The 13,424-nt window shown below is 72.6% G+C and carries 11 protein-coding genes; 5 read left to right on the top strand and 6 right to left on the bottom strand.

The features are described 5' to 3' along the window. Window positions 1-68 precede the first annotated feature (68 nt). Complete coding sequence (locus tag LL648_RS18565) at window positions 69-3,431, bottom strand: error-prone DNA polymerase (RefSeq protein WP_232663845.1); 3,363 nt, start codon at window positions 3,429-3,431, stop codon at window positions 69-71. A 217-nt stretch (window positions 3,432-3,648) separates the two neighbouring features. Here LL648_RS18565 and LL648_RS18560 point away from each other — a divergent pair, with 217 nt between their 5' ends. Beyond that, window positions 3,649-4,143 (top strand): hypothetical protein, encoded by a 495-nt coding sequence (locus LL648_RS18560; RefSeq protein WP_232663844.1) that lies wholly within the window; start codon window positions 3,649-3,651, stop codon window positions 4,141-4,143. Here LL648_RS18560 and LL648_RS18555 read toward each other — a convergent pair. The 4 genes from LL648_RS18555 to LL648_RS18540 form a co-directional block, all read right to left on the bottom strand. Next, window positions 4,100-4,432: a thioredoxin family protein gene (locus LL648_RS18555; RefSeq protein ID WP_232663843.1), complete on the bottom strand. Its 333-nt coding sequence runs from the start codon at window positions 4,430-4,432 to the stop codon at window positions 4,100-4,102. The genes LL648_RS18560 and LL648_RS18555 overlap by 44 nt on opposite strands. After that, the gene (locus LL648_RS18550) at window positions 4,429-4,803 is read right to left on the bottom strand and encodes a MerR family transcriptional regulator (protein ID WP_232663842.1); all 375 of its coding nucleotides are present in this window, start codon (window positions 4,801-4,803) and stop codon (window positions 4,429-4,431) included. The genes LL648_RS18555 and LL648_RS18550 overlap by 4 nt, the downstream gene beginning before the upstream one ends. A gap of 50 nt (window positions 4,804-4,853) precedes the next feature. Next, entirely contained in the window at window positions 4,854-6,089 is a 1,236-nt protein-coding gene (locus LL648_RS18545; protein ID WP_232663841.1) for an RNA polymerase sigma factor, read from the bottom strand. Between the two features lie 91 nt (window positions 6,090-6,180). Then, complete coding sequence (locus tag LL648_RS18540; protein WP_232663840.1) at window positions 6,181-7,197, bottom strand: LacI family DNA-binding transcriptional regulator; 1,017 nt, start codon at window positions 7,195-7,197, stop codon at window positions 6,181-6,183. Between the two features lie 102 nt (window positions 7,198-7,299). Between LL648_RS18540 and LL648_RS18535 the strand changes: the two genes are divergently transcribed. The 4 genes from LL648_RS18535 to LL648_RS18520 are packed head-to-tail and all read left to right on the top strand — an operon-like array spanning window position 7,300 to window position 11,557. Then, a complete protein-coding gene (locus LL648_RS18535) occupies window positions 7,300-8,349 on the top strand; it encodes a sugar ABC transporter substrate-binding protein (protein WP_232663839.1) in 1,050 nt (349 codons plus the stop codon). A 3-nt stretch (window positions 8,350-8,352) separates the two neighbouring features. Beyond that, the gene (locus LL648_RS18530; protein ID WP_232663838.1) at window positions 8,353-9,375 is read left to right on the top strand and encodes an ABC transporter permease; all 1,023 of its coding nucleotides are present in this window, start codon (window positions 8,353-8,355) and stop codon (window positions 9,373-9,375) included. Next, a complete protein-coding gene (locus LL648_RS18525; protein ID WP_232663837.1) occupies window positions 9,372-10,157 on the top strand; it encodes an ATP-binding cassette domain-containing protein in 786 nt (261 codons plus the stop codon). The genes LL648_RS18530 and LL648_RS18525 overlap by 4 nt, the downstream gene beginning before the upstream one ends. 17 nt (window positions 10,158-10,174) lie before the next feature. Then, window positions 10,175-11,557, top strand: a complete 1,383-nt coding sequence (locus tag LL648_RS18520) for a M28 family metallopeptidase (RefSeq protein WP_232663836.1) — start codon at window positions 10,175-10,177, stop codon at window positions 11,555-11,557. Between the two features lie 72 nt (window positions 11,558-11,629). On the opposite strand, the gene LL648_RS18515 is transcribed toward LL648_RS18520, so the two are convergent. Then, window positions 11,630-13,417: a DNA polymerase Y family protein gene (locus LL648_RS18515; protein ID WP_232663835.1), complete on the bottom strand. Its 1,788-nt coding sequence runs from the start codon at window positions 13,415-13,417 to the stop codon at window positions 11,630-11,632. Window positions 13,418-13,424 lie beyond the last annotated feature (7 nt).

The raw sequence follows: 13,424 nt of genomic DNA, 5'->3' as shown, positions 1-13,424 counted from the left end.
GCCCCTGCAGGGCCTGAAAGTGGCTTTCCTGCCCTTGCGTGCGCACCACGCACTGGCAGCTCCTGCCTTCACCGGAAGTTGCGCGCTTTCACCGCCACCGTGAGCGGCAGTCGTTGCAGCTGGTCGGCCACCAGGTTGAGGACCCCCTCCGGGCTGCGTTCCAGCCGGCCCCGCACCAGCAGCGCCGCGCTGCCGACGGCGACGGTGCGGTAGCGCGCCCACAGGCCCTCGGAGCAGGTGACGTTGAGCATCCCGCTCTCGTCCTCCAGGTTCACGAACGTGACGCCGCGTGCGGTCGCGGGGCGTTGCCGGTGCGTCACCAACCCGCCGACGAGAACACGTGGCGGGCGTTGTTCCGCGTCGTACGGGTCCCACTTCGTGCCGTCGGCGGCCCGCCGTCCGATGCCGTCGAGCCGGTCGATCCGCACGGCGCCGAGCCGGTCGAGGCGCTCGCGGATGTGTTCCATCGGGTGGCTGTCGGGTGAGACGCCGGTCGCCCAGACGTCGGCGACGGTGACCTCGGCCTCGGTCAGCCCTGGCAGCGCGGGCGCGTCGAGGCCGACGGCGCTGCCGGGCAGCTGGTCGGGACGCACCGCGGCGACCACCCCGGCCGCCCAGAGCGCGGAGCGCCGGTCGACGCCGAAGCAACCGAACGCGCCTGCCGTGGCCAGCGCCTCCGCCTGCGGAACGGTGAGCCGGGTGCGCATGGCGAGGTCGCCGAGGTCGCGGTACGGGCCGCCGCGCTCGCGTTCGTCGTCGATCTGCTCGGCCAGCTCGATCCCGATCCCACGCACCTCGGCCAGCCCCAGCCGGACCGCCTGCCCCCCGGTGCTGCGCGGGTCGGGCTGCAGGATCGCCTCGGAGCGGCCGTTGTTGACGTCGGGGCCGCGGACGAGCACGCCGTGCCGGCGCGCGTCGGCGACCAGCGACTGCGGCGAGTAGAACCCCATCGGCTGCGAGTTGAGCAGCGCCGCGCAGAACGCGGCGGCGTGGTTGAGCTTGAACCACGCGCTCCAGTACACGAGCGACGCGAAGCTGATCGCGTGGCTCTCGGGGAAGCCGAAGTTCGCGAAGGCCAGCATCTTGTGGAAGATGCTCTCCGCGACCTCGCCGTCGATCCCGTTGGCCGCCATCCCCTCGAAGAACCGGCTGCGCAGCTTCTCCATCTTCTCGGTGGAGCGCTTGGAACCCATCGCCCTGCGCAGCTCGTCGGCGTCGGCCGCGGTGAACCCGGCGACGTCGACGGCGATCTGCATCAGCTGCTCCTGGAACAGCGGCACGCCCAGCGTCTTGTCCAGCGCGTTCTTGAGCAGCGGGTGGTCGTGCTTCCATTCCTCCAGCCCGGTGCGGCGGCGGATGTAGGGGTGCACGGAGCCGCCCTGGATCGGGCCGGGACGGATCAGTGCGATCTCGACGACGAGGTCGTAGAAGTTCTGCGGTTTCAGCCGCGGCAGCGTCGCCATCTGCGCGCGCGACTCCACCTGAAAGACGCCGATCGAGTCGGCGCGGCTGAGCATCGCGTAGACGGTGGGGTCGGTCGGCTGCAGGTCGTGCAGCTCGACGACCCGCCCGTGGTGCTCGGCGACCAGGTCGATCATCAGGTGCAGCGCGGTGAGCATGCCGAGGCCGAGCAGGTCGAACTTCACCAGCCCGGCGGCGGCGCAATCGTCCTTGTCCCACTGGACGACCGTGCGGCCCTCCATCCGCGCCCACTCGACCGGCACGACCTCGGAGACGGGCCGGTCGCAGATCACCATGCCGCCCGAGTGGATGCCGAGGTGGCGCGGGAAGCCCATCAGCTCCTCGGCGAGGTCGACGACCTGCTGCGGCATCCCCGCGGGTGTGGCCTGCGGGTCGATCGCGCTCCACCGCTCGATCTGCCTGCTCCACGCGTCCTGCTGCCCCTGCGAGAAGCCGAACGCCTTCGCGATGTCGCGGATCGCCGACCGCGGCCGGTACGTGATCACGTTCGCCACCTGGGCGGCCCGCCCGCGCCCGTGCGTCGCGTAGACGTACTGGATCACTTCCTCGCGCCGGCCCGACTCGATGTCCAGGTCGATGTCCGGGTAGCCCTCGCGGGCCGGCGAGAGGAACCGTTCGAACAGCAGCCCCATGCTCACGGCGTCGACATTGGTGATGCCGAGCGCGAAGCAGACCGCGGAGTTGGCCGCGGAGCCCCGGCCCTGGCAGAGGATGTCGGAGCGGCGGCAGAACTGGACGATGTCGTGGACGATCAGGAAGTAGCCGGGGAAGTTCTTGCCCTCGATGATCGTCAGCTCGCGGTTGACCGTCTCGACGGCCTCCGGGTACTCGGCGTGGCTCCCGTAGCGCACGGCGACCCCGCGCTGCACCAGCTCACGCAGCCAGCTCGCCTCGTCGTGCCCCGGCGGCACCCGGAACGGCGGCAGGTCGGGCGCCACCAGCTTGATCGGGAACGCGCATTCGCGACCGAACCGGGCCGCGCGCTCGACCGCGCCGGGGTAGCGCTCCTCGAACCGCGCCGCCATCTCGGCGCCGGAACGCAGGTGCGCCGCACCGGCCGGGGGCAGCCAGCCGTCGGCGTCGTCGAGGCTGCGCCGCGCCCGCACTGCGGCCAGCGCCGTGGCCAGCGGGTACCGCGCCGGGGTCGCGTAGTGCGCCGCGGTGCTCGCGACGGTGGGCACGCCGATCTCGGCGGCGATCTCGGCGAGCGCGTCGTTGCGTTCGGTGTCGGTCGGCAGGCCGGTGTGGGTCAGCTCGACGGCGACGTGCTCCGCGCCGAACCGCTCGACCAGCCAGCGCAGCTCCTTGCCCGCAGCGGCGCGGCCGCCGGTGTGCAACGCCTGCTGGACGGCGCCCTTGCGGCAGCCGGTGAGCACCAGCACCTGGCCCGCGGTGTCGGCGACGACCTCGTCGACGTCGTAGACCGGGCGGCCCTTCTCCCGCCCGCGCAGCTGCGCGGCGCTGATGGTGCGGCACAGCGCGCGGTAGCCGTCGGGGTCGCGGGCGAGCAACAACAGGTGGCTGCCTTCGGGGTCGGCGACGCCGTTCTGCGGCGCGGTAAGCCCGAGCGAGAGCTCCGAGCCGAACACCGTGCGCACGCCCAGCTCGGCCGCCGCCTCCGCGAAGCGCACCACCCCGTACATGCCGTCGTGGTCGGTGAGCGCGATGGCCTCCAGCCCCAGCCGGAACGCCGTCTCCACCAGCTCCTCCGGGTGGCTCGCGCCGTCGAGGAAGCTGTAGTTGGAGTGGCAGTGCAGCTCGGCGTACGGCACGCGCTCGGCCGGTTCGCGCAGCTGCGGCGGGACGTAGGGCTCGCGCTTGCGCGACCACGCCGGGCTGTCGCCGCCGTCGAACTCCGGCCCGCCGGTGAGGCTGGAACCGTCGCGCGGCCGCCCGGAGAGCGCGGCCTCCAGCACCGACCACGGTACGTCCGGGTTGTTCCAGCCCATACCCATAGTCGAACACGTGTTCGATGCTCGGATCAACCGCTGATCAGGCTGAACGTGTCACACGGAACTCGACGGACCGCCCCCGACGTCCCCGACTTCCCCACCGTTTTGGGCACTTGCGCGCCGTTTTGGCGCGCATCCACCCAAAACGGTGGGGAAGTTTCGCACGCGTAGATCTACGGTTCCGGTGTCGCCGCGCAGGGGTCATCCTGGGGCGGTGCCGGAACCATCGCAGCCCGCCTTCGGCGACGTCGTCGGGAAGACGGTCCTGCTCGGCGCCGCGGCTGGAGCGGTGTCGGGCGTTCTAGCCGTGCTGTTCTTCGGGATCAGCGCCGAGGTGACGTCGACGGACGGGCTCGACATCGGGACCGTCCTGGGCGTCGGGCTGGTCTACGGCGTGATCGCCGCGCCGGTCGGCGGGTTCGCGGGCGCCGTGCTCGGAGTGCCCATCGGCCTCGCGCTCGGGAGCCTCGCCCCGGTGACGTGGCGCCGGCGCTGGCAGTCCCGGCTGGCGGCCGCGGTGCTCAGCGGCGCTGCCGTCGCGCTGTTCGGCACCGTGCTGCTGATCGTCGGCACCAGCTGGACGTGGACGATGCTGCTCGCCGGCCCGCAGCTGGTGACGGCGGTGCTCTTCGGCGCGTGGAAGGCGCCGTGGCTGATGCGTTCCGTCAGCGAACCGCAGCCGGAAGGTGCGCCTCGACCGCCTTCATGAGCGCCGCCTTCGGCCGCGCCCCCACGACCTGGGCGACGACCACCCCGCCGCGGTAGAGGTTCATCGTCGGCAGCCCGAGAACGCCGCTGGCGCGCATGGTCTCCGGGTTCGTGTCGGCGTCGATCTGCGCGACGACGAGCCGTCCGGCCTGCTCGACGGCGATCTCGCGGAGCACCGGGGTGATCATGCGGCACGGCGGGCACCACTCGGCGGTGAAGTCCAGCAGCACGGGCAGCTCGGCGCGCAGCACCAGCTCGTCGAACGTGGCATCGGTGACGGTGACGATCACGGGGTCTCCTCGGTGGTGACGGTGAACGCGCAACGCGGCTGCGCGCTCGTGAGCTCGTCGCGGACGTCGTGCAAGCGGGCGATCCACGCGTCGACCTCGGCGATCTTCTTCCGGTGCACGGCGCGCGAGTCGGGGCAGCTCGATCCGGTCGGGTGGCCGGAGCGGAGGCACTCGACGAACGGCCTGGTCTCCTCCAGCGTGAACCCGAGCCCGACGAGCGAGCGGATCTCGGCGACCATCGCCAGGTCGGACTCGTCGTACTCGCGATACCCGTTGGCCCGGCGTCTCGCGGTGAGCAGGCCGAGGTCCTCGTAGTGCCGCAGGGCGCGGGTGGTCAACCCCGCGCGGCGCCCCAGCTCCCCGATCCGCATACCACCGACGGTAAACCTTGACGTGGGCGTGAACGCCAGCGTCGCGCGCGTCACACCTGCAGCGCGGCGGCCTTCCGTTCCAGGTAGCGCCGCTCCGGGAGGCTCGTCGCCTTGCGCGCCGCCGCCAGGTACGAGGCGGCGGCCGTGGCCGGGTCGCCGGCCTGCTCCTGCAGGTGCGCCCGCACGGCGTCGACCCGGTGGCTGCGGGCCAGCCGCTCGTCGCGTTCGGCGTCGGCGAGCATCCGCAGTCCCGCCTGCGGGCCCTCCACCATCGCGACGGCGACGGCATGGTTCAGCGCGACCATCGGGCCGGGCGCGAGGTGCCGCAGCAGCCGGTACAGCGCGGCGATCTGGGGCCAGTCGGTGTCCTCGGCACGCGCGGCCCCGCTGTGCACCGCGGCGATCGCGGCCTGCAGCTGGTACGGCCCGAGCTCGGCGTGCGAGATCGTGGCGTCGAGCAGCGCGGTGCCCTCTGCGATCGCGTCGGCCCGCCACAGCGAGCGGTCCTGCTCGGCGAGCGGGACGAGCGAGCCGTCGGCGGCCGTGCGGGCCGGGCGCCGTGCGTCGGTCAGCAGCATGAGCGCGAGCAGACCGGCGACCTCACCGTGCTCCGGCATCGTCCGGTGCAGCTGCCGGGTGATCCGGATCGCCTCGACGGCCAGCTCCGCACGCTGGAGCTCCGCGCCCTCGGTGGCGGTGTAGCCCTCGTTGAAGATCAGGTACAGCACGTGCAGCACCGCCACCAGCCGCTCGGCCCGCTCCTGCGGGGGCGGGAAACCGGTGCCCTTGATCCGTGACTTCGCCCTGCTGATCCGCTGCGCCATCGTCGCCTCCGGCACCAGGAACGCGGCCGCGATCTCCCGGGTCGTGAGCCCACCGACGGCCCGCAGCGTGAGCGGGACCTGCGACGACGCCGGCAGGTCGGGGTGGCAGCAGAGGAAGAGCAGCGTCAGCGAGTCGTCGCCGGCCGGCCCGGAGACGGGCTCGGCGTCCACGGGTGGCGCGACCAGATCGGTCTCGACGAGCTGCGTCGCGGCCTCGGCCTCCCGGCGCTGCCGCGCGGTGTCGCTGCGGTACTGGTCGGCCATCCGCCGCGACGCGACCGTGATCAGCCAGCCGCGCGGGTTGTCCGGAGGCCCTTCCTCCGGCCATTGCAACGCCGCCGCGACCAGCGCCTCCTGCACGGCGTCCTCCGCGGCACCGAAATCGCCGGTCCGACGCAGCAGCGCGCTGAGCACGAGCGGGGCCAGCTCGCGCAGCTGCAGCTCGATCGGGCGCACCGGCACGCCCCCACGATCGCACGCCCGAACTTCCCCACCGTTTTGCCTATCCGCAGACCCCGAAGGGTGTGCAGGTCGGCAAAACGGTGGGGAACTTTCAGTGCGGCGGCAGCTCGCCGGACCCGCGGCGGACGAGCGTCGTCGGCACCAGACGCGTCTGCGGCGGGCCGGACGCGCCGGCGATGCGGTCGAACAGCAGCTCGGCGGCCAGCCGCCCGATCGCGACCGGGTCCTGCGCGACGACGGTGATGCCCGGCGAGAGCAGGTCGGCCAGCAGGAAGTCGTCGAACCCGACGAGCGCGACGGCGTGTTCGAGCCCGAGCCTCCGCAGCGCCCTGAACGCGCCGATCGTGATCATGTTCTGAGCGGTGAAGAACGCGGTCGGCGGGTCGGCGCCGGCCATCAGCGAGGTGACGACACCATCGGCCGTGCCGGCGTCGCGGATGTCGTGCACGACCAGCCGCGGGTCCACGACCAGCCCGGACGCCTCGAGCGCCTGCTCGTAGCCGGCGAACCGCTCGCGCGCGGTGGCGATGGTCGAGCGATCGCCGAGGTAGGCGATGCGGCGGTGACCCGACGCCAGGAGGTGGCGCACGCCCTCGCCCGCGCCGATGGTGTTGGTCGCGACCACGGAGTCGACCGGCAGGTTCGTCGCAGCGCGATCGACGCAGACGATCGCCGTGCCGGCGCGCAGCTCGGCGGCGAGGTGCGACTGGTCGTCGCCGGCCGGGGCGAGCAGGAGCCCGTCGGCGTGCCGCGCGCTGAACTCGCGCGCCAGCGCCCGCTCCCGGGCCGGGTCCTCGTCGAGGCTCGCGCTGAACACGACGACCCCACGCGGCACCGCCTCGTCCTCGACGGCCCGCTGCACTGCGGCCGAGAACGGGTTGGCGACGTCCTCCAGCAGCAGCCCGATCGCGGCCGTCCGGTTGTCGGAGCGGCGCAGGTTGCGCGCGCCGGCGTTCGGGCGGAAGTCCAGCTCGTCGATCGCCTTGCGGACGCGCGACTCCAGCTGCGGCGAGACGCCGCCCTCCTCGTTGACCACGCGCGACACGGTCTTGAAGCTGACCTCGGCGCGCGCCGCGACGTCACGCATCGTCGGGCGGCGGACTGTCACGTGGCTCCTCACGGAAAGGCAACGTTGTCAGACTAGGGGCTTGCGTATGAGTGTGACTGGGTGCACTGTCCCTGGCAACGTTGTCGAGCAAGGGAGCTCAGGATGCATCGCACACGGACGACGCTGGTGGGCGCCGCAGCACTGGCGACCGCACTCGCGCTCACCGCCTGCGGTGGTGGCGGTGGTGGCGCGGGCGCCGGCGGCCAGCCGCTCATCGGCCTCATCACCAAGACCGACACGAACCCCTTCTTCGTGAAGATGAAGGAGGGCGCGCAGTCCGCGGCCACCGCACAGGGCGTCGAGCTGCAGTCGTTCGCCGGCAAGCAGGACGGCGACAACGAGGCGCAGGTGCAGGCGATCGAGACGCTGATCTCGCGCGGCGCCGCCGGGTTCCTGATCACCGCGAACGACTCGAAGGCGATCGTCCCCGCGCTCGACAAGGCCCGCCAGGCCGGGCTGCTGGTGATCGCGCTCGACACCCCGACCGATCCGGCCACCGCCGCCGACGCGACCTTCGCCACCGACAACTACCAGGCCGGGACGCTGATCGGGCAGTGGGCGAAGGCCAAGTTCGAGAAGGAGGGCAAGCAGGCAAGGATCGCGCTGCTCGACCTGAGCGCCAACGGCGTCTCCGTCGACGTGCAGCGCGACCAGGGCTTCCTCGACGGCTTCGGGATCGACGTCGGCGACAAGACCAAGATCGGCGACGAGACCGACCCGCGCATCGTCGGGCACGACGTCACCGACGGCGCCGAGGAGGGCGGCCGCACGGCCATGGAGAACCTCCTGCAGAAGGACCCGACGATCAACCTGGTGCACACGATCAACGAGCCCGCCGCCAACGGCGCGTACGAGGCATTGAAGGCCGCCGGCAAGCAGAACGACGTCACGATCGTCTCGGTCGACGGCGGCTGCCCCGGCGTCGCGACGGTCAAGTCGGGCCAGATCGGCGCCACCTCGCAGCAGTACCCGCTGAAGATGGCGTCGCTGGGGGTCGAGGCGATCGCGAAGTTCGCGAAGGACGGCACGAAGCCCTCGACGACCGCCGGCAAGGACTTCTTCGACACCGGCGTCGAGCTGATCACCGACCAGCCGCAGACCGGCGTCCCGTCGAAGGACACCGCCTTCGGCGCCGCGAACTGCTGGGGCTGATCGATGGCCACCACCGAGGCGGCTCCCGCCGGGTTCGACGCCCGCAAGGGCGGCACCCCGCTGGAACGCGTCCAGTTCGTCCTGCACGCCAACCCGATCCTCGGCCCGCTCGCGGTGCTGGTCATCGCGATCGTGGCCTTCTCGATCGTGAGCGGCCGGTTCCTCTCCGCGGCGAACCTGGGGCTGGTGCTCGCGCAGGTCACGATCATCGCCGTGCTCGCGCTCGGCCAGACCCTCGTCATCCTCACGGCGGGGATCGACCTCTCGGTCGGCGCGATCGCGGTGTTCTCCTCGATCATCATGGCCAACCTCGCGACCGACCTCGGCCTGCCGGGAGCGCTCGCGCTGCTGGTCGGGCTCGTGCTCGGCACCGCGATGGGCGCGCTCAACGGCGTGCTCGTGACCCGGTTGAAACTGCCGCCGTTCATCGTCACGCTGGGGACGCTGAGCATCTTCTTCTCGCTCAACTCGGTGGTGTCGCGGAGCGAGACGGTCCGCGGCGCGGACATGCCGGCGATCATGACGTGGACCGGCAACACGTTCGGGCTCGGCGGGTTCCGGGTCACCTACGGGTCGCTGATCATGATCGTGATGTTCGCGGTGCTCTACTACGCGCTGAGCAGCACCGCGTGGGGCAAGCACGTCTACGCGACCGGCGACGACCTCGAAGCGGCCCGGCTGGCCGGTATCCGCACCGACCGCGTGCTGCTCTCGGTGTACACCGTCGCCGGGGTGATCTACGCGATCGGCGCCTGGATCATCATGGGCAGGCTGGCCTCGGCCAGCCCGAACATCGGTGTCGAGTACAACCTCGAGTCGATCACCGCCGTGGTGCTGGGTGGCACGAGCCTCTTCGGGGGACGCGGGATCGTGCTGGGCACGCTGGTCGGCGCGTTGATCGTCGGGGTCTTCCGCAACGGGCTGGCGCTCGCCGGCGTCGACGTCGTGTGGCAGGGGTTCGCGATCGGCCTGCTCGTGCTCGTCGCGGTCGCGATCGACCAGTGGATCAGGAAGGTGCGGGCATGACCGACCCAACCCGGGACCCGGTGCTGGAGGCGCGCGGGATCGTCAAGCGGTACGGGCCGGTCACCGCCATCGCCAGCGGCGACCTGGAGCTCTACCCCGGCGAGATCCTCGGCGTGATCGGCGACAACGGCGCCGGCAAGTCCAGCCTGATCAAGGCGCTGTCCGGGGCGCTGATCCCGGACAGCGGCGAGATCCTGCTCGAAGGCAAGCCGGCGCGGTTCCGCAACCCGATGGACGCGCGCCGCGCCGGCATCGAGACCGTCTACCAGACCCTCGCCGTCGCGCCCGGCCTCGACATCGCCGACAACCTCTTCCTCGGTCGTGAGGAGCGCAAGCCCGGGGTGCTCGGCAGCGTGTTCCGGATGCTCGACCGCAAGCACATGCGCGACGAGGCCCGCCGGCACATGAGCGATCTCGGCATCGCCACGCTGCAGGACATCGGGCAGGCGGTGGAGAGCCTGTCCGGTGGGCAGCGCCAAGGTGTTGCGGTGGCCCGCTCGGCCGCGTTCGGCAGCAAGGTGGTGATCCTCGACGAGCCGACGGCCGCGCTGGGTGTGAAGGAGGGCGCGCGGGTGCTGCAGCTCATCCGCGACGTCCGCGACCGCGGCCTGCCGGTGATCTTCATCAGCCACAACATGCCGCACGTCTTCGAGATCTCCGACCGCATCCACATCCAGCGTCTCGGCAGGCGCGCGACGGTGATCACGCCGGAGTCGCACACGATGGCCGAGGCCGTCGCCATCATGACCGGTGCGATGGAACCGCCCCCTGAGGCAGCCTGATCAGGCAGACTCCGGGGATGCCGCCGAATGCACCAAGGATCGTCGTAGCCGTCGCCGCAGTCTTACTGGGCGCTGCATGCGCAGGGCCGGCAGCACCGGCCACCGCACCGCCGCAGAATCCCAGTACGAGCCCCATCGACCACCTCACCGAGCTGCAACGGATCGCCGACACCAACGGCGGCAACCGTGCGCTGGGCTCGCCCGGGTACGACGCGAGTGTGGAGTACGTAGCGGGCGTGCTGCGAACGGCCGGCTTCCAGGTGACGACACCGGAGTTCTCGGCGTTCCGCTTCTCGGTCCAGCAGGAGAAGCTGACGGTCGCCGGCGCCGAGGTGCCGGCGAAGGCGCTCAGCTTCTCCCCCACGACACCGGAGGCCGGGATCACCGCGCCGCTCACCGTCACCACCGGTGAGGGCTGCGACGCCGCCGCACTGGGCACCGTCGCGCCGGGATCGGTGGTGCTCGTCAAGCGCGGCACCTGCCCGTTCGGCCAGAAGTCGGCCGTGGCGAAGGCCGCCGGCGCCGCCGCGCTGATCGTCTCCAACAACGAGGACGCGCCCCTCGACAGCGCGACGCTCGGCCAGACGCCCGACACCGTGCCGACCGCAGGCGTGAGCCGCGCCGACGGGGAGGCACTCGCCGGGAAGGCCGGCGCGAGCGTCACCGTGCTGCTCCGCACGACGACGGAGGAGGCGCGCAGCCGCAACGTCATCGCGCAGACCACCACCGGCAACACCGCCGAGGTCGTGATGACCGGCGCCCACCTCGACTCCGTCCCGGAGGGCCCTGGCATCAACGACAACGGGAGCGGGGTGGCGGCGCTGCTGACGTCAGCGCAGCGGCTCGGCGGCGCGCCCGCGGTGACGAACGCCGTGCGGTTCGGGTTCTGGGGTGCTGAGGAGGTCGGCCTGGTCGGCTCGACGGCGTACGTGGAGTCGGTGCCGGAGGCGGAACGCGGCTCGATCGCGCTCTACCTGAACTTCGACATGGTCGGCTCGCCCAACGCCGCCTACTTCGTCTACGACGGTGACGACTCCGACAAGAAGGGCGAAGGCCCGGGCCCGGCCGGGTCCGCAACGGTGGAGCGGGCGCTCGCGGAGGCCCTCACCGGCGCCGGCGTGCCGTCGGCCGGCACCGACTTCGACGGCCGGTCGGACTACAAGCCGTTCATCGACGCCGGCATCCCCGCCGGTGGCATCTTCACCGGCGCGGAGTCGATCAAGACTCCGGAAGAGGCGCAACGGTGGGGCGGCGCGGCCGGCACCGCGTACGACAAGTGCTACCACCAGGCGTGCGACAAGATCGACAACGTCGACCGCACCGCACTCGACCGCAACACCGACGTGGTGACCGCGGTGCTGAACAGGTTCGCCCAGTCGACGTCGGACCTGAACGGCTGACCAACTTCCCCACCGTTTTGCCAACCTGCACGCCGTTTCGGGTGTGCAAGTAGGCAAAACGGTGGGGAAGTTTCAGTCGTAGACCCCCGTCACCCACCAGCGGCCCTCGCGGGCGGCCAGCAGGTAGGCCACGCCGCTCTCCACCACCGCCTGCACCCGGCTGCTCTCGACGGCGTCCGGCGCCCACCAGCGCTGGTGCAGCGGCCACGGGCCGGCCCACTGCACGACGGCCTGCGGCTCACCGTCGTCGACGGCGAGATACCGCGGCGGCGCCGAGAGCAGGTCGGGGGCCGTGCAGGTGACGGGCGTCCCTTCGGCGTCGCGCAGCTCGGCCGGCAGCGGCTCGCGCGGCACCGTCGCGGGTGACGGCGCCGGCAGCCGTCCCGGCCACATCGGCGGCGGCTCCCTGACCTGGCGCATCGTGGTGCGCCGCGGCGGCGGCACGCGACGGCGGCGATTGGTGGAACGCGGCCGGTCCTGCCCCCTCACGAAAGGGACGGCGGAGACCTGGCCGGTGCGGCGCAGCACGTCCTCCGGCCAGCCCGCCGGCGCAGTGCTCGGCAGCACGTCACCCTCCCCCGCCGCGGGCGCGGCCGGGATCGGGGTCGGCCCGCGCGGCGGCTGCTTCCCGGCGGCGGCCGGTTGCTCCGGCTCGTCGCCGCGGTCGTCACCCCACGGCACCAGCCGCACGCGCTCGGCCGGATCACGTCCGGCCCCGAGCACCGCGGTGACCACCGACTCCGGCCCGAGCAGCGCCTGCACCCTGACCAGCGCCCGGCCCGCGCGCTCGTCGGCCTCCCCGACGTCGCCCCACAGCCCGAGCTGCAGCGCACCGGCCGCGACCGTCTCCTCCGGCACCAGCCACAGCCGCGTGACCGCACCGGAACCGCCCTTCGTGAGCCACGCGTCGACCTGCCAACGCACCCGGTCGACCGTCCCGGCCGGGGTCAGCGGCTCGGCGCAGCGCCACACCCTGTGCAGCACCTCACCGCTCTCCGTCAGCGCCCCGACGCCGAGCCGCGTGCACGAGAGGCCGTGCCCGGCGAGCAGGCGGTGCAGGCGCTCGGCGAGGCCGCGCGCGGCGAACGCGGCGGCGTCGACGCGGTCGACGGGCGGGTCCAGCTCGATGTCGACGGTCAGCTCCTCCGGCGGGCGGCGGCGCAGCGGCGGGCGCGGGTCGAGGCCGCGGGCGAGCCGGTGCGCGAGCACGGCATCGGCCCCGAACCGGGAGGCGACGTCCTCGGCGGCCAGCGCCGCGAACGCGCCGAGGCTGCGCAACCCCAACCGGCGCAGCAGGCTGACCAGCTCGGACCGGTCGACCTCCGGCTCGCGGTCGAGCTCGTCGACCCCGAGCGGCGCGAGGAACGCCGACGTACCGCCCGACGCGACCGCGATCCCCCGCCGCGCCGCGAGCACCGCGGCGAAGAGCCCCTCGGCCACCCCAACCTGGCACTCGACGCCGGTGCGGGCCGCCACCTGGTCGACGAGCCGCTCGGCAGCGGCCTGCTCGCTGCCGAAGTACCCGACCGGGCCCTTCGCCGGCAGGGCGACGAGCCCGGGGCGCACGATCTCCACCCCCGGCGCCAGCTCCTCGACCGCGGCGACCACCGGCTCGAACGCGCGCGCGTCGCGTTCGGGATCGCGGGCGAGCACCGCGAGCTCGGGGCAGCGGGACTGCGCCTCCCGCCGCCGCAACCCCCTGCGCACACCCTGCGACCGCGCCACCGCCGAGCAGGCCAGCACCCGGTTCGCCACGATCACCGCTGCCGGCCGTTCCGGTGGGACGTGTGCGGCGAGCGCCGCCGCCGTCACCGGCCAGTCGGGCGACCACAACGCCAGCACCCGAACAGGAACACTCATCGCACTC

The organism is Pseudonocardia sp. TRM90224 (assembly GCF_021245725.1).
Lineage (GTDB): Bacteria > Actinomycetota > Actinomycetes > Mycobacteriales > Pseudonocardiaceae > Pseudonocardia.
This window is presented reverse-complemented; position numbering and strand designations above follow the sequence as displayed.

Excerpts from the sequence above, each read along its gene's own strand:
- LL648_RS18565 (WP_232663845.1), bottom strand. The coding sequence starts at position 3,431 with ATGGGCTGGAACAACCCGGACGTACCGTGGTCGGTGCTGGAGGCCGCG.
- LL648_RS18550 (WP_232663842.1), bottom strand. The coding sequence starts at position 4,803 with ATGCGGATCGGGGAGCTGGGGCGCCGCGCGGGGTTGACCACCCGCGCC.
- LL648_RS18535 (WP_232663839.1), top strand. The coding sequence starts at position 7,300 with ATGCATCGCACACGGACGACGCTGGTGGGCGCCGCAGCACTGGCGACC.
- LL648_RS18530 (WP_232663838.1), top strand. The coding sequence starts at position 8,353 with ATGGCCACCACCGAGGCGGCTCCCGCCGGGTTCGACGCCCGCAAGGGC.
- LL648_RS18525 (WP_232663837.1), top strand. The coding sequence starts at position 9,372 with ATGACCGACCCAACCCGGGACCCGGTGCTGGAGGCGCGCGGGATCGTC.
- LL648_RS18520 (WP_232663836.1), top strand. The coding sequence starts at position 10,175 with ATGCCGCCGAATGCACCAAGGATCGTCGTAGCCGTCGCCGCAGTCTTA.
- LL648_RS18515 (WP_232663835.1), bottom strand. The coding sequence starts at position 13,417 with ATGAGTGTTCCTGTTCGGGTGCTGGCGTTGTGGTCGCCCGACTGGCCG.